Source organism: Robertmurraya mangrovi (assembly GCF_034427655.1).
GTDB classification, from domain to species: domain Bacteria; phylum Bacillota; class Bacilli; order Bacillales; family Cytobacillaceae; genus Robertmurraya_A; species Robertmurraya_A mangrovi.
The window spans coordinates 410,339-426,510 of record NZ_JAXOFX010000002.1 but is presented as its reverse complement, the minus strand read 5'-3'; the positions used below and the strand labels follow the sequence as shown (position 1 = coordinate 426,510).

General features: G+C 36.1%; 20 protein-coding genes. 2 read left to right on the top strand and 18 right to left on the bottom strand.

Annotated elements, in window-relative coordinates:
* Positions 1-374 precede the first annotated feature (374 nt).
* The 8 genes from SM124_RS05275 to SM124_RS05240 all read right to left on the bottom strand — a co-directional run bounded on the left by SM124_RS05275 (position 375) and on the right by SM124_RS05240 (position 6,472).
* A complete protein-coding gene (locus SM124_RS05275) occupies positions 375-908 on the bottom strand; it encodes a spore maturation protein (protein WP_322445224.1) in 534 nt (177 codons plus the stop codon).
* Positions 908-1,504 carry a nucleoside recognition domain-containing protein gene (locus SM124_RS05270; protein ID WP_322445223.1) on the bottom strand — a complete coding sequence of 199 codons (597 nt, stop codon included), beginning with the start codon at positions 1,502-1,504 and terminating at the stop codon, positions 908-910. Before SM124_RS05270 ends, SM124_RS05275 begins: the two co-directional genes overlap by 1 nt.
* Positions 1,497-2,642, bottom strand: a complete 1,146-nt coding sequence (locus SM124_RS05265) for a D-alanyl-D-alanine carboxypeptidase family protein (protein WP_322445222.1) — start codon at positions 2,640-2,642, stop codon at positions 1,497-1,499. Before SM124_RS05265 ends, SM124_RS05270 begins: the two co-directional genes overlap by 8 nt.
* Positions 2,643-2,786: 144 nt before the next feature.
* A complete protein-coding gene (locus tag SM124_RS05260; RefSeq protein WP_322445221.1) occupies positions 2,787-3,683 on the bottom strand; it encodes a superoxide dismutase in 897 nt (298 codons plus the stop codon).
* A 300-nt stretch (positions 3,684-3,983) separates the two neighbouring features.
* Positions 3,984-4,472: a YpuI family protein gene (locus tag SM124_RS05255; protein ID WP_322445220.1), complete on the bottom strand. Its 489-nt coding sequence runs from the start codon at positions 4,470-4,472 to the stop codon at positions 3,984-3,986.
* A 56-nt stretch (positions 4,473-4,528) separates the two neighbouring features.
* A complete protein-coding gene (locus SM124_RS05250) occupies positions 4,529-4,945 on the bottom strand; it encodes a hypothetical protein (RefSeq protein WP_322445219.1) in 417 nt (138 codons plus the stop codon).
* A 189-nt stretch (positions 4,946-5,134) separates the two neighbouring features.
* Complete coding sequence (scpB, locus tag SM124_RS05245; protein WP_322445218.1) at positions 5,135-5,722, bottom strand: SMC-Scp complex subunit ScpB; 588 nt, start codon at positions 5,720-5,722, stop codon at positions 5,135-5,137.
* Positions 5,723-5,728: 6 nt separating this feature from the next.
* The gene (locus tag SM124_RS05240) at positions 5,729-6,472 is read right to left on the bottom strand and encodes a segregation/condensation protein A (RefSeq protein WP_322445217.1); all 744 of its coding nucleotides are present in this window, start codon (positions 6,470-6,472) and stop codon (positions 5,729-5,731) included.
* Between the two features lie 328 nt (positions 6,473-6,800).
* On the opposite strand from SM124_RS05240, the gene SM124_RS05235 reads away from it, so the two are divergent.
* Together SM124_RS05235 and SM124_RS05230 are read left to right on the top strand one after the other, a co-directional pair.
* Positions 6,801-6,896 carry a YjcZ family sporulation protein gene (locus tag SM124_RS05235; RefSeq protein ID WP_322445216.1) on the top strand — a complete coding sequence of 32 codons (96 nt, stop codon included), beginning with the start codon at positions 6,801-6,803 and terminating at the stop codon, positions 6,894-6,896.
* A 158-nt stretch (positions 6,897-7,054) separates the two neighbouring features.
* Positions 7,055-7,582 (top strand): DUF309 domain-containing protein, encoded by a 528-nt coding sequence (locus SM124_RS05230; RefSeq protein WP_322445215.1) that lies wholly within the window; start codon positions 7,055-7,057, stop codon positions 7,580-7,582.
* A gap of 13 nt (positions 7,583-7,595) precedes the next feature.
* On the opposite strand, the gene SM124_RS05225 is transcribed toward SM124_RS05230, so the two are convergent.
* From SM124_RS05225 to SM124_RS05180, 10 genes are all read right to left on the bottom strand, one after another.
* On the bottom strand, positions 7,596-7,955 hold the full coding sequence (locus SM124_RS05225) for a GNAT family N-acetyltransferase (protein WP_322445214.1): 360 nt from the start codon (positions 7,953-7,955) through the stop codon (positions 7,596-7,598).
* Between the two features lie 331 nt (positions 7,956-8,286).
* Positions 8,287-9,606, bottom strand: coding sequence for a diaminopimelate decarboxylase (gene lysA / locus SM124_RS05220; protein ID WP_322445213.1), 1,320 nt, complete (start codon positions 9,604-9,606; stop codon positions 8,287-8,289).
* Between the two features lie 186 nt (positions 9,607-9,792).
* The gene (locus tag SM124_RS05215; protein ID WP_322445212.1) at positions 9,793-11,274 is read right to left on the bottom strand and encodes a spore germination protein; all 1,482 of its coding nucleotides are present in this window, start codon (positions 11,272-11,274) and stop codon (positions 9,793-9,795) included.
* Positions 11,264-11,836, bottom strand: a complete 573-nt coding sequence (gene spoVAEA, locus SM124_RS05210; protein WP_322445211.1) for a stage V sporulation protein SpoVABEA — start codon at positions 11,834-11,836, stop codon at positions 11,264-11,266. The genes SM124_RS05215 and spoVAEA overlap by 11 nt, the downstream gene beginning before the upstream one ends.
* A gap of 18 nt (positions 11,837-11,854) precedes the next feature.
* Positions 11,855-12,277 carry a stage V sporulation protein AB gene (locus SM124_RS05205; RefSeq protein WP_322445210.1) on the bottom strand — a complete coding sequence of 141 codons (423 nt, stop codon included), beginning with the start codon at positions 12,275-12,277 and terminating at the stop codon, positions 11,855-11,857.
* Positions 12,267-12,887 (bottom strand): stage V sporulation protein AA, encoded by a 621-nt coding sequence (locus SM124_RS05200; RefSeq protein WP_322445209.1) that lies wholly within the window; start codon positions 12,885-12,887, stop codon positions 12,267-12,269. The genes SM124_RS05205 and SM124_RS05200 overlap by 11 nt, the downstream gene beginning before the upstream one ends.
* Before the next feature lie 176 nt (positions 12,888-13,063).
* Positions 13,064-13,822: an RNA polymerase sporulation sigma factor SigF gene (sigF, locus tag SM124_RS05195; RefSeq protein WP_322445208.1), complete on the bottom strand. Its 759-nt coding sequence runs from the start codon at positions 13,820-13,822 to the stop codon at positions 13,064-13,066.
* A gap of 13 nt (positions 13,823-13,835) precedes the next feature.
* A complete protein-coding gene (gene spoIIAB / locus SM124_RS05190; protein ID WP_322445207.1) occupies positions 13,836-14,276 on the bottom strand; it encodes an anti-sigma F factor in 441 nt (146 codons plus the stop codon).
* Entirely contained in the window at positions 14,277-14,627 is a 351-nt protein-coding gene (spoIIAA, locus tag SM124_RS05185; RefSeq protein ID WP_322445206.1) for an anti-sigma F factor antagonist, read from the bottom strand.
* A gap of 316 nt (positions 14,628-14,943) precedes the next feature.
* The gene (locus SM124_RS05180; RefSeq protein ID WP_322445205.1) at positions 14,944-16,113 is read right to left on the bottom strand and encodes a D-alanyl-D-alanine carboxypeptidase family protein; all 1,170 of its coding nucleotides are present in this window, start codon (positions 16,111-16,113) and stop codon (positions 14,944-14,946) included.
* Positions 16,114-16,172: the final 59 nt, after the last annotated feature.

Sequence of the window (16,172 nt, the reverse complement as noted above, 5' to 3'; positions counted from 1 at the left end):
TTTTTCGCATAATGAATGATATTAATCATAAAGTTTAAAACCTATTCTGTACGTGAAAGGTTGATTTGCGCTCCAGGTGCTTGCTTTCCGGGGGGCGTTCGTCGAGCCTCCTCGTCGCAAGCTCCTGTGGGGTCTCGACTGTAACTCTAATCCCCCAGGAGTCAAGCACCTTCCGCTCCAATCAACTAACTTACTCATAATAAATAGTTAGTAGGTCTACTTTAGGGTTAATACTAACCTACTAAGAGTCTTCAGTCATAGAGGATTCACTTTGCTAGCAAGATGAGCTATTTGTCTAAACTAAATAAAAAGACTGTAGACAAATTCAATATCCACGAACTTGTCTACAGTCTAAACTTATATGATCTATTCAATTACCCACCAAATACAATTGTAACGATTACGATGGATGCAATGATTCCTACTAAGTCAGCTAGGAGCCCCACTTTTAGAGCATCTCCCATTTTTTTGATTCCTACTGCTCCAAAGTAGACGGTTAAGATATAAAAGGTGGTATCTGTGCTTCCTTGTAATACTGCTGCAAGTCTTCCAATATACGAGTCAGGTCCATATGTGCCTATTAAATCACTTGTCATTCCAAGTGCAGCAGTTCCTGAAATAGGTCTAATAATAGCAAGTGGCGCAATCTCTGCAGGAACACCTATTGCCTGTAAGACCGGACGTAGGAACTCCATTAAGAAACCTAGAGCCCCGGATGCACGGAATACAGAGATAGCAACCAACATACCGACAAGGAAGGGAATAATTGATACGGCAATTTTTATTCCTTCCTTTCCTCCTTCAACAAAGCTTTCATAGGTTGGTACACGTTTATAAGTCCCATACAATAATATAAAACCAATCATAATCGGAATTAACCAAAGGGAAATCGTTGAGACAATGCCCATTACTTCTTCACCCCTTTGCGAGTTCTTCTATAATAGAAATATCGATCAATTAATATCGCTCCAACAGTAGAACAGAAAGTGGCAATTAATGTAGGTCCAACGATATCGGTTGGCGTTGCAGAGTCATAATTCATTCGAATGGCTATAACGGTTGTTGGAATAATGGTTAAACTCGATGTATTAATAGCAAGAAATGTAATCATGGAGCGACTAGCTTCTGTTGTATCTCCGTTTAATTTCCTCATTTCTTCCATGGCCTTAATTCCAAGTGGAGTCGCGGCATTACCTAGACCAAAAAAGTTTGCCATCATATTTGATAAGATGTAGCCCATGGCAGGGTGGTCATTCGGGATGTCAGGAAAAAGCTTTCTAACTAGAGGCCTAAATAAATGAGCTAATTTTTGAAGCAAGCCTGCATGCTCAGCAATTTTCATCATCCCTAGCCAAAAAACGAGAATACTAATTAATCCTATACATAAAGTAACGGCTTCTTTTGCACCATTAAAGATTGCTTCATTTACTTCACTCATTGTGCCATTAATCATGGCAAAAATAATCCCGATGACAGTCATACAAACCCATATAATATTAACCATTTGGTCTCACACCTATAAATAAAGTAAACATACTTTTGAAAACATCCATGAAGGTCGGCTTTTCTTCCTGCATCTTATAATAGATTGGAACTTTCTTTACTTCCTTGTCCTCAAAATAAACAATCGCATTACCTACCACTTCAGGGACGTTTCGTTCATCGTTCCATTCTTTCTTAGGTTTTAAAAGTTTGTATTCTACTTTAAATAAATCTCTTTCATCACTTGTCACTGGATAAGAAAAATTTCTTTCTAGAAAAACATGATTCTTATAAATCTTATCTTTTATAGTTGGAATCATCCCTTCCTCTAAAACCTGTACCATATCATAATTTTTAAATGCTATTTCATACATGAAAATATGATCATTCCAATCATCTGGACCGTTTAATGTAACCGCAATTAAATTCATGTTATCCTTTGTAGCCGTTGTTACTAGCGTGCGTTTAGCTAGCTTTGTGTACCCTGTCTTTCCACCTGTACAATAATCATATAAATCAGTTAGTAATCTATTTTTATTTCTCCAAACTCTATCCCACTTATCATTAGGATTCGGAGCACGATGAACTTCAGTACCAGCAATTTTTCTATATGTATCATTCATCATGGCGTATCTAGTTAAGATAGCCATATCATAAGCAGTGGAATAGTGTTCGTCTGAATCATCTAGCCCATGGGGGTTTGCAAAATTCGTATTTTTCATACCAATTTCCTCTGCTTTTTGATTCATTAAATAGACAAAGCCCTCTAAGCTTCCTCCTACATGTTCAGCTATCGCCACAGCTGAATCATTCCCAGATCTCAGCATTAGACCATATACTAAATCTTCTAATTTAATCTTCTCATTTGGTTTTAAATAAATCGCGGAGCCTTCCGTTCTAACAGCCTTCTCACTAACTGTTGCCAAATCATTCAACTTTCCTGACTCAATCGCTATAATAGCCGTCATGATTTTGGTAATACTAGCAATCCGTCTCTTCTCATTTGCTGCTTTTTCATATAAGATTCTTCCGGTTTCTTGTTCAATTAAAATAGCATTTCTAGCGCTTACAGAAACAGAAGCTTGTACCTTCTGTGGAAAATTTGCAATGATTATTGAGACTATGAGGGAAAAGATGATCAACTTAAGTTTTAAATTCATTACAAAACCTCGTCTCCTTTTGTGATTTGTACAAGTTTATGCTGGACAAGGTGTGTTATGACAAAAACTTAGGTAAAGCCTCATTTTTTGAATATTAAAATAATAAACCCTTCACAGCGAAGGGTTTAAAATAAGCATCCTAATTTAAAAAGGCTTCCATTTTAACTGGCTAGCTTTATCGAAGCGTTCTTCAACCGCTCTCCAGTTTACGATATTCCACCAGTTATTAACGTATTCGGCCCGATCATTCTTGTATTGTAAATAATACGCATGCTCCCATACGTCCAAAACAAGAATTGGAATAGTGTCCCATTGGGTCAAAAGCATATGTCGCTCTGATTGAAGAATTTCTAAATGTCTTGCGCGTGGGGACCAAACTAATAAAGCCCAACCGACACCTTCAACTGCCTTTGCTGCTTCAGTAAAGTGTTTCTTAAACGCATCAAAGCTACCGAAATATTTGTTGATTTCCTGAAGTAGGGCACCACTAGGTTTCCCTCCCCCTTTTGGTTTCATAATATCCCAAAAAATGGTGTGTAAGTAATGTCCTGATCCGTGAAAAGCCAATTCCCTAGACCAATGCTTCACTAAGGAAAAATCACCTTTCGTTCTCGCTTCCTTTAAGTTTTTCTCTGCTTTATTCAAACCATCGACATATGATTGGTGATGTTTAGTATGGTGTAGCCTCATGATTTCCCTAGATATATACGGCTCAAGAGCTTCATACGAATAAGGTAAAGGAGGTAGCTTATGTTCCCCAATATTTACAAATGGCTCATTCATGTAAATGGAACCTATTTGCTGCCGCTTCGTAAAATACGATTCTAAATCTTCATGCAAGTGATCGACTTGTTGTTGAAGGTTCAATAATTGTTCTTGGTTTAATTCTGCTGGGTTTGAAATCCCTTCAATAACGTCTGTTAACTGATTTAGTTTTCCCCAGATATCATCGTTACGATCTATATTCTCAGAATTCAAAAAGGTTTTAATATGATCATTCCAATCTATAACTTCTTTAATGTAGTTCTGGAAACGTTCCACTTCCCAAACCTCCCTCTAAGCGTTCTTCCTATCGTATGAAAGTAGGGCTTGGTTGTTTCATTTAAGTTACGTATCTTTGTTTTAATAAACTTATAGTCATTACTTCCTAGTGAATCGACAGGTTATGATATTATTTTCCGGGAAACTTTTTTAATTTTTTTCTAAATCATTGTTGTTTCTGCGTATATTTTGGACCGTTTCTTTTCGCTCCAGGCACTATTAAAATGTAGCGTACAACAAATATTCATTGTATATTAAACAAATAAAAAGACCCCGCTTTCACAACGAGGTCTTAGTGCTTTATTTTGATTGGATCATTTTTGTTCGATAATCGGTTTCATAATACTCTAACTCTTCTCTCATTCTTTGGAATTCTCCCTCTAAACCTGCCAAAAGGTTCTTAATGCTATTTGGCACTTCTTTATGAGGTTTAATGGAGTTTTTCCCTGTGTATGCCGAGCGGCTATCTTCAAACCAAGCATCGTTCTTTGGTGAAAAGAATTCCTCTATACATTGGTGGTAAATACGATACAATGTTTTCTCCGCTGCACCCTTTTGAAAGGTATCAGATTGGATAATAACTGAGCATGCATCTAGACTCTCTTCACAGAACACAAGTAGTTTTCTTAAATTAGAAAGAATCGTTTTATAATAATCCTCTTCACCTGACTTTTCATCCATTAATTGGGAGAGAGTCGTGTCATTTAAGAAATTCTCTAATTCTATTACCGTGCTAGTTAAGAAACTTTTTACCTCTTCCAGTTGAGTTTTTACCATCGAGTTTCCCAAGTCATACACCCCTAATTATAATGTAGAGTACCAGTCTTTATTACATCTAATACCACTTATGGCTGTAATATAAACTCCAAAGGAGACTGAAGTTTAAAAGAATGATTAGATTCTAATGATTTTAACAAAGTCTCTAATTTGCTGTAATCAATCCCCTTAAAATATGAAGCAAATTCAACTTGTGAATTTATATAAATTCTTTTACGATGGCGGAGACCAGGATTTTTAATCAAACAAACTAGAGCAACGATATCCTTTAATTCTACTGGTTTTGAACCATCTTGAATGATAGGATTTTCTTCATATGGTGTGAACTCGTTCATTTTTTCTTCAAAAAATCGAACGTATAAAACGCTTAATGTTTTTTCAACACCATCTTCCTCAAAAGTAACTTCACTTCTATTAAAAAAGTCTTCAGAAGTATTTGGTTTCTCTTTTTCTAGTTCAAAGCCTTTACAAACTTTTACTAACATACAACCATCCTTCCCTATCTATGAATATAACTATGTACACGTTAACTGTTTATGTCATAAGTTTATGTGACGATTATTCATATAACAAATTATATGAATAGAACCTATGACAAAGTGCTTCATACATGTATGAAGCACTAAAAAAGATAGATTTATTTTACCATATTTTTAAATGATTGTGTCATGAACTCAAGTATCCATTGTTTCTTGAAACTTTTCAAAAAACAAATCTGCTTCTTCTTGTACTTGATCTTCATCCACTCTTTCAGGTAATGGTGGAAGTTCTTCAATACTTCTTAGTCCAAAATAGTCTAGGAACTCTTTTGTTGTACCATACAAAATCGCTCTTCCTGTACCCTCTGCACGACCTACTTCCTTCACCAACGCTTTACCTACTAGAGTTTGCAGTGGGCGTTCTGTTTTAACACCTCTAATTTCCTCTATCTCTGCTCTAGTAATGGGCTGCTTGTACGCAATGATAGCAAGTGTTTCTAGTGCAGCCTGGGATAATGTCGTTGTGCTAGGAGATTCAACTAGTTTTTTTAAATAAGCGGAGTTCTCTTTTTTAGTAGCCAACTGATAAGTTCCGGCTAGATTAACAACCGTTATTCCTCTATTACTATCCGAGTTCAGGTCATCGGTTAAACCTTCTACAATCTCTTGGGCCATTAGATTATCAATTTCTAGTACGTGTACAATTTGTTTTATAGAAAGCCCTTCGTCTCCCGCTGCAAATAACAAACTCTCTAAAATGCCTTTCCAATTTACAATTTCCAAGCTGTCTTACACATCCTTCCCCATAACAAATATCTCGGAAAAGTTATCTTCCTGTTCTACGATGATTTCTCTTCTTTTCATTAGTTCTAAGATGGCTAAAAATGTCACAACAATATGGTCCTTTTCTTTATAGGGGAAAAGATCATAAAAACTTTGTCTACCTTTTATTTTCTTAAGCTCATGAATGATCTCTGTCATCCTCTGTTCAATCGAGATGTCCTCTCTAGCAATCTTTGTACTCATCGGTCTTTGCAACCTTTTACGTCTAAGAAGCTTCTGAAATGCTCCTAACATATCATACAATGAGATATCTAAATCAAGCCGCTCGGTCTTCATGTCTTTAGTAAATTCGGACAAATCGGTTGGAGGCTTTGTAAACATAAGTCCTCTTTCTTCTTCTAACAATTTTAAATCAGATGCAGCCTCTTTATATTTTTTATACTCAATTAGCTTTTCCACTAAATCTTCTCGAGGATCATCTTCAACCTCAAATTCGAAATCTTCCTCAAGTTCTTCCTCATGCTTAGGAAGAAGCATTTTACTTTTAATGGCTAATAAAGTTGCAGCCATTACTAAATACTCGCTGGCTACGTCCAGCTGTAATTCCTTCATTGTGTGTATATAAAGCAAGTACTGCTCCGTAATTTGTGATACTGGAATATCATATATATCTATTTCAAGACGATTAATGAGATGAAGTAGCAAATCAAGAGGTCCTTCAAACGCATCAATCTTAACATTATACTGCATACATTCCACCAAAGTTTCTAATAAAATTATTTCTACATGCTTTTTTTAAGATATTATTTTTACCCTAAAACAACTAATAATAGTATAGAGTATTCATGTTCTTTATCCAAGGTTTAGTTTTTGTTTATTGAATTTTCGTTTTTCCATATTTTCCAAGAATAGATTATTTATGAAAATAGTACAATAGCCCAGACATTTTTGCCCAGCCTACATAGGATGTAATTGTAGCTAAGCTGTTGAAGAGAAAAGAAGAGCTCCAATAAGTATGAATTGCTTAATGGAGCAACAAAACAGCTTAAACTTAATTAAAAACAGGAGGTCATATAATATGTCAGATGTAGCTGGTGTTAACTTTGGGGCAGGTTTTGCCTTAATCGTTGTATTATTTATTTTACTTGTGATTATAGGTACTGCCTGGTTTTAATCAACCAATTCTCTAAGATTGTTTAAATAGATTAACGAGGAGCTGATCATCAGCTCCTTTCATTTTTTAGATTGTTTTTTACAGATTGAATATAATACAGAAAAATATGCTACACTTAAGGGCAGATAAAAAATTTAGTAAACCAGGGAGTGAATGACATGTATGCTCAAGAATATATTGATTATTTAGTTCATTTTCATGGAGATAGGGATTACTTTGAGTGTCATGAAATCCTTGAAGAATATTGGAAGAAAGTAGATCGTGGGAATAAAGAGTCTATTCTTGTAGGGTTTATTTTACTTGCGGTTTCAACTTATCACCATAGACGTAATAATTTTAGTGGTGCTGTAAGGACTTTAATTAAAGCGACTGAGATCTTTAAAAAACAAGAACAAAAAATACACTCTTTTGGGTTAGACAAGGAAGGTTTCTTTATACTAATTCAGGAGAGACTTAAACTAATGGAAGCGCAAAAACCATATGATAGTATGAATTTACCAATAGGTGATGCCCAACTAATCGAGGCATGTATTCGGACATGTCGTATGAAAGGATTTACGTGGGGTACAGAAAGCGATCTTACAAACGAGGAACTTATTCATAGACATTCAACACGTGACAGAAGTGATGTCATTCAAGAACGTATGCAGTCCCTGAAAAATAAGCAAAATAAAAGCAGGGAATAAATATATTCTCTGCTTAAATAATATCTTTTTTTACATCACATTTTTCAATAAATGCCGCTGTATCTACGTTAGGTCTTAGCTCTTTGTCTTGATAAAGTTCCTGCAAGGCTTTAACCATTGCCTTACCAATTCCTTGTTGCCGATGAGATGGATTAACAGATACATGTTGAATTTCTATTATAGACTCATCAAAGAAATGAACACCTATCAAACCAATAATATCTTCCTCTTTCCATAGGAAAAGCTGCCAATCGTCCTCAGATTCATATTGCTTCATCGTTTGCTGTAACTTTTTTAAATCTTTTTCGTTAGGCATGAAAGACAATAAACCCATAGCTATCTTTTCTAACGTTTTCTTATAGCGAATTAACATAGTATCCCTCATTATTAATATCACGTTTTCATACTATTTTTTCCATATTGTGATATTTATAAACTTTTTCTATTATATGCGAGTGTTCTTTATTATGTAACACGATACCATCATACAGGATTACTTCCTATACTTCAAGATGATTAAGTACCTGGTGCAACAAACATCCAGTAGTAAACACCCCAAATAATCGAGATTAACAAGATAAATATGAATAATAACCAATTATTTTTCTTCACAACTATATGCCTCCATTGTAACATTTAACTCGGCTAGAACAGGTTCAACCACTACTCACATTATCATATAGAAAGCTGCCTAGTTAGGCAGCTTAATTGTTCACTTTTTGAGATAAAGATAAGTCGAAACGAACAATGTCTTCAAATGTTTCACGGCGTACAACTAAATGAGCTAAACCATTTTCCACAAATACCACTGGCGGCCTTGGAATACGATTATAGTTATTAGCCATTGAATAACCGTAAGCACCTGTACAAAAAACTGCAAGAATATCGTTGTTTTCAGCTTTCGGTAAAGGAAGATCCCAAATCAGCATGTCCCCCGACTCACAACATTTCCCCGCAATCGAAACCGTTTCTTCTACCTCATCTAAAGGTCTATTCGCCAAAATTGCTTCGTATTTTGCTTCATACAGGGCTGGACGAATATTATCGCTCATTCCACCGTCGACAGCTAAATACTTTCTTACATTTGGAACATCTTTTCTAGATCCAATTTTATATAAAGTCGTCCCTGCATCACCAACTAATGAACGGCCAGGTTCAATCCAAATTTCAGGAACAGTCATTGAAAATGCGTTTGCTTGTGCTTTTACTTCTTTAATAATCTCTTCTACATATTGAGACGGAGCAATTGGATCGTCTTCTTTTGTATAGCGAATTCCAAACCCTCCACCTAAATTTAGCACTGTTGACTCGAATCCGAATTCATTTTTCCATTCATTTAACTTCGTGAAGATTTTTCTTGCTGCTAAAATAAAGCCTGTCGTGTCGAAAATTTGAGATCCAATATGGCAGTGAAGACCTAATAAATCAAGGTGATTAGACTCAAGAGCCATTTTTACTGCTGAAGCTGCCTGTCCATTTTGAAGGTCAAAACCAAATTTAGAATCCTCTTGACCTGTTAAAATATAATCATGGGTATGAGCCTCAATACCAGGCGTAACTCGTAGTAGGATCTTCGCTTTAGCTTGTTTCATTTCACATACTGAAGTTAAAAGCTCCAATTCATAGAAGTTATCGACAACAATACAACCAATCTGGTGTTCAATTGCCATTTCTAGTTCTTCTAGACTTTTATTATTACCATGAAAATGGATTCTTTCCACTGGGAAATCAGCTGCTAACGCTGTATATAATTCTCCACCTGAAACAACGTCAAGAGATAGACCTTCTTGATCAACTAATTGGACCATGGCCACCGTAGAGAATGCTTTACTCGCGTATGCAACCTGTGCGTTTATCCCTAATCTATCAAAAGTTTCTTTGAAACCTCTAGCTCTTTCTCTAATTAAAGCTATATCATATACATATACAGGAGTACCAAATTGTTCAACGATTTCAACCGTATCTACTCCGCCGATTTCTAAATGACCGTTTTTATTAATGCGAGATGTACCGTGTAAAAACATGTCTTTTTCCCTCATTCCCTATGATAAACAAAATAGACAGTGTCCCAGAAGAAACTGTCTATTTTGTTTTTACTTTAATCCTGTATTTAATTAAAATTACTTTACCATATCATGAAGGAAACCGCAATTTATGTTTGTCTATTTTTAAAGCTTAATTTGTATACTTTTTTCAATTTTATCCAATAGTCAAGACCCCGCTGGCTGTCTTTTACGATTCAAAGGTTTTACAATACTTGGGCGTATTTTAGACCCAGGTACGGAACGCCTAAATAAGATTTGTAAGAACGCTTTAGGGCTAAAGGGTAATAACGGCCACATATAAGGGCTGCTTAAAGAACGCAGACTCGCTAGGAATAAAATATATACGGTTATTCCTATAACGAAGCCTGGAGTCTTAAAGATCGCAACTAAAATCAGTAAAAAGAACTTTGAAACTTTATTCGCTATTCCTAATTCATAACTCGGTGTTGTAAATGTTCCAATTGCCGCAACCGCTACGTATAAAATTACTTCCGGAACAAACAATCCTACATCAATAGCAATCTGTCCGATTAATACCGCTGCAATCAATCCCATTGATGTAGCTAATGGGGTTGGAGTATGAATAGCTGCTAATCTTAAAAATAAAATCCCAATGTCTGCCAACAGGATTTGTAGGACAGTAGGAACCTTTGTTTTTTCGTTTGGACCAATAAAAGCTAATTGTTCAGGCAATAAACTCGGTTCTAATACAAATAAAAACCATAGTGGTAACAGAAATAACGATGCTAACACCCCAAGAAAACGTGTCCAACGGATGAAAGTTCCGATAAATGCTGATTGCCTATATTCTTCTGCATGCTGCAAATGATGAAAATAAGTAGTAGGTGTAATAATGACACTTGGAGATGTATCTACATAAATTAATACATGGCCTTCAAGAATATGGGTAGCAGCAACGTCAGCTCGCTCCGTATACCTTACTAGTGGATACGGATTATACCCTTGGTTAGCTATAAATTCTTCAATTGCTTTATCCGCCATGGTTAGACCATCAACTTCAATGTCCTTTATTTTCTTTCTGATTACATCAATCAAGTCTGGATTAGCAACATCTTTTAAATAAGCTACTACTACATCCGTTTTAGACCTTTCTCCAACTTTAATTGATTCAAAGCGGAGTCGTTCATCCTTAATTCTTCTTCTAGTTAATGCCGTATTGACAATAATATTTTCTACGAATCCATCCCTTGAACCTCTAATAACCTTTTCTGTGTCCGGCTCTTCAGGGGATCTTCCCGGATAACTACGTACGTCAACCGCTAACCCTAATGTTTCTCCTTCGACAAAAATAACAATAAGACCAGCTAACAATTGGTCTACGAATTCATCTAAAGTTTTAACTTGTGCAACCGATTGATGCACTAGCCGATTTTCTAGAATTGAAAATAAATTAGAAGAAAATTTCTCATTGTCATTAATATTCACGAGTTCTTCTAAGTTTTCAATAATAAAGCCCGTATCACATAGACCTCCAACAAAATATACGTGTACGTCTTTTCTTAAAATCTTTAGTTTTCTAACTCCTAAATCGAACGAAACCTCTAATCCAATACGCTCCTTCATAAAGCTTTCAATTGCATCTAAGGATTTTGGTATTGGCTTTTGATTTTTCACATCAGTGCTCATAAAAACCGCTCCTCTCTAAAATAATCTCTATTGCCTTCTTTGTAATGGGGGCTCCTTTTTCATAGTGATCTCTTCTTGCCATTTTCCCAATATCTCCAACTCCAACAATAATAGGAACATCCAGCTGGTCTAAACAATACACCGTATCACCATTCATCCGTCCAATATCCATCTCTGGCTCACCATATTTATCAACGCCATAAGGAGTAAGTTCCCCATATCGGTCAACACAAATATCAACCTTGGTCCATTCCGCTTGTCTTGTTTTTGAAGCAACTGCTAATACACCTAAAACTTCAATGTCAGGGTGTCGTGCCACATACATAAGAGCTTGCTCACCAGCCCCTTCACCTACAAATCCACTGTCATCAAACATGACTAAAACAGGATCATGATGAGCTTTTTTTATAAGTTCAACCATTTCTGCACCTGTTAAAACTGTTGGATTTCCATGTGACATAGAAATACATCTTCCGCCTATATCCATTGCCACATGTTCAACGGCTCTTCTTGCATATTCATCCCCATCTGTTATTAAGATGACACGACGACGTTCTGCCATATGTTAAAAATTCCTTTCTTAGTCATTTACGAAATAGATCCATTGAAATAAGGAACCAAATATTTTCCCAAAGACGAAAGCCATTAATAAAATTAGAAGCTTATCCTCAATGTGTATTCTTTTAGCCAATAAAGGAAAAACGTTTAATATTTCTGTAAGTGCCGCTGCTAACATTCCTACGAAAATTCCTCCGGCCAATCCCAATGGAATGAGTGTGTAAGGCGAAATCATTAAGACTGGATCCCTTAATGTCGCGATGGCACCTACCACTGCACCTAAGACAACTGCCCACTCATATAAGTGTATATATCTTAATGTTTTCGAAAGTTGAGTAAGACGTGGAATGATTCCAAGAACAGCTAAAAAGGCAACAAATCCTGCTCCAACAGCTAATCCTCCAGCAAAGCCTACAAATATTACGAAAATAATTTTAGCGGTCATGGATTTTCTTCATACTTTCTTTGTTTTCATGCATGATTACGTATTGATCTAAATCTTGTTGATAGTTAAAGATCTCTACCTCTAATGGACTAGGCTCTTCGTTCAGTCGCTTTTTAAACACATGATTGAAGAAAATAACCATTCCTAAGCCTAATCCTATAGAATAAGGAATTTGAAATAACAGCGGCTTTTTTTCGACTTTGCCTGTGATGATGGTGTAAATTCGCTGTTGGACCTCCTGCATACTAACATCTTCATGGAAGTTCATAATCGTTAGCGCCGCTCCGAAAAATAGTAAAAACCATATTAGAGCAACAATAGGTATAGATACTTTCTTCTTTTTAAAAATAACTTCAACAATGGTTTGGGCAGGCCCAAGTGTTTGTACATCGATTTCGTTATACAGATGAGTAATTTCCGAAATAACTTTCATAACGTCAATAATGACAAAGTTCCGATCATGTTCGTTAATCTTGTATACAACCAAGTTTTTAAGTCTGTCATGGATGGAATCATGAGCAATAACTTGTGCAATATCGCCTAATAAAATTGATTCGTGCGGTCGGACCTGTACGCGGTGGCGCATGCGAATATAGATCGTGTTTTCCAAAACGTTCACTTCCCACACATTGATTTCCTTGTATAAATAGTATGAGTAACAGCTAATACCTTCATGAACACCAATAAATGGTTGGATTGGTAAAATAAATATTATAGAAAGGAAAGAAAGTGGCTGTGGATTATTTATGTGTTTTTAGGAGAAAATAGAAAAAGACCGTAGGAGCATTATAGGTCCATACGGTCTTTCATTTGTTGAAGAATTTTCTTTTCAAGCCTTGATACTTGAACTTGGGATATACCCAGGCGTTCAGCTACTTCTGATTGAGTTTGATCTTTATAATAGCGCAAGTAAACGATCAGACGCTCTCTTTCATCGAGCTCTCGGATCGCTTCCTTTAGAGCAATTTTATCAAACCATTTCCCTTCATTCCCATCATCAATTTGGTCTAGTAAGGTGATAGGGTCACCATCATTTTCGTAGACCGTTTCGTGAATGGATGAAGGAGTCCTGCTAGCTTCTTGAGCTAAGATGATGTCCTCTGAAGGAATACCAAGATACTCAGAGATTTCTAAAACAGTCGGGATTCTTCCTAGAGTTTTAGATAGCTCATCTTTAGCTTTTCTAATTTTATTACCCATCTCTTTAAGAGACCTGCTTACCTTTACGGTCCCATCATCTCGAATAAATCGTTGAATTTCACCAATGATCATCGGGACAGCATACGTTGAAAATTTAACATCATAAGATAAATCAAATTTATCAACTGATTTTAAAAGTCCAATACATCCGATTTGGAATAAATCATCTGGTTCATAGCCTCGATTAAGGAAACGTTGGACAACAGACCAGACGAGTCGCATATTTTTTTGAACGATTAAATCACGAGCACTTTGGTCTCCGTCCTGGCTCTTTTTTATGAGTTCCTTAACTTCATGATCCTTTAAATACGGCTGACTCTTCTCAGTTTTTACCTCCACATCCATAGGCAAGACTCCCTTAATTGCATAGCAGTTGACTCTTTGCTATTTGCTTTCTTAGTCGAATTTCTGTCCCTTTTCCAATCTCTGAGTGCACTTCAATATCGTCCATAAAATTCTCCATAATAGTGAATCCCATGCCCGATCTTTCTAATTCCGGTTTGGTTGTAAATAACGGTTGGCGGGCTTCCTCAATATCAGTGATCCCCATCCCTTTATCCTTGATAGTCATATCAATAAAACCATTCTCAATCTTTACAGTTATATACACGATACCACTTGGATCATTGTCATAGCCATGGATGATAGAGTTTGTAACGGCTTCAGAAACAACTGTCTTAATTTCTGTTAATTCATCCATTGTCGGATCCAACTGCGCTATGAAAGCGGCAACTGTCACCCGAGCAAAAGATTCATTTTGACTTAACGCACTAAATTGAAGCTGCATTTCATTTTTCATTTACGCTACCCCCAATCTTTGCAAAGCAAATTCTTCTGTCGGCTCAAGACGAATAATTTTAAATAAGCCTGACATATCAAATAGTCTTTGAATAGCTGGGGATATTGCACATACAACCATTTCTCCATGTAGCTGTTTAATTTGTTTATATCTTCCAAGAATCACGCCCAGACCTGAACTGTCCATGAAGGAAAGAGATTCTAGGTTTAAGATAATATGACGAATACCGTAATTTTCAATTGCCATCGTTGCTTGTTCTCTCAGTTCATCAGCTGAATGATGGTCTAATTCTCCGCTGAGACGAATGCACAATACATCATTCTTTACTTCCATTTCAATGTTAAGACTCACTATCCATAGCCTCCTTATCTGGTATAGTGAGTCAATTTCGATACCTGTACTTTCATTTCCTTCTTAATTACAAAACTAGTGGTGATTCGCTAAAAAAAGTTGGCATACAGCAAACTTTCGACAAAAAAACTAGGAGGTATTATTGTATGGTCTTCATTCCCGTGTGTTAGTTGGTTATAAAAACACCGAAATTTTTGATATATCCGCGCTTATTTCGTTTTATCCGCGAAAAACTCAATTTATCCGCGTTAATTTTGTCTTATCCGCGAAAATCTCAATATATCCGCGTTATTTTTGTTTTATCTGCGAACAACTCCTACTCACCAGTCTTAGTGAACATTCCAAATGAACGTTTATACAGCTGCCACCAGCTTGCTTCTTTAACATTCTCTTTTGCAACTAATGGACTTTTTACAATGGTTTTGCCATCCTTAACAAGCTTTAATGTACCAATTTTGTCTCCTTTTTTAATTGGCGCTTTTAAGTCTTTCTTTAAAGTAATTTCTTTCTTTACTTTCTCAACGCTTTCGCCTTTTTTTGTTAATAAAGAGATTGGCTCGCTTGTTAGGGCTTCTACCTGCTTTTTCGCACCTTTACTAACCGTAGCTTTCCCTAGAGAGAAATTACGCTCAAACATTGGGTGAGTCTTATATTGGCTAAAAGCATAATCGAGCATTTTTGTTACTTGAGCATTTCGATCCTTTGAAGTTGGGGCTCCAAAAATAACAGCAATTACACGCATACCATCTTTTTCTGCTGTTGCCGTTAAACAATACTTTGCTTCTCTTGTGAACCCAGTCTTCAAGCCGTCGACACCTGGATAGAAACGCACAAGCTTATTTGTATTGACTAACCAAAACTTTTTATCTGTATTTTCACGTAAGTACGCTTCATATGTACCCGTAAATTTTGTAATCATTTCATACTTTAATAATTCTTTTGCCATGATAGCCATATCATGGGCTGTACTAAAATGATCATCAACCGGAAGTCCAGTTGTATTTTTAAACACTGTATCTTTTAGACCTAATTCTTTAGCTTTTTTGTTCATCATTTCTACAAAGGCTTCCTCTGAACCAGCGATTTTTTCTGCCATAGCAACAGATGCATCATTACCTGATCCAATCGCTATACCTTTAAGCATTTCCTCGGTTGTCATTTCTTCACCAGGCTCTAAAAAGATTTGAGAGCCACCCATAGAAGCTGCATGCTCACTCGTACGAACCTTTTCATTCATCTTTATTTTCCCTTGGTCCACCGCTTCCATAATTAACAACATTGTCATGATCTTAGTCATACTTGCAGGGGGTAATTGTTCACTACTATTTTTTTCATATAACACAGTACCAGTATCTCTCTCAATCAATATCGCTGAACTGGCATTGTCGACTAAATCAACTCCAGTCTTTTCTTCTGCTGAAGCTAATGGTGCTACAAAAGTTGTTATCAACATGGTAATTAGCATTAAAGAAACCAATCTTTTCATGACATAAACCCTCCATTCTTTATACTCTCCATTTTTCACCAACAAAAAGAATTTTATAC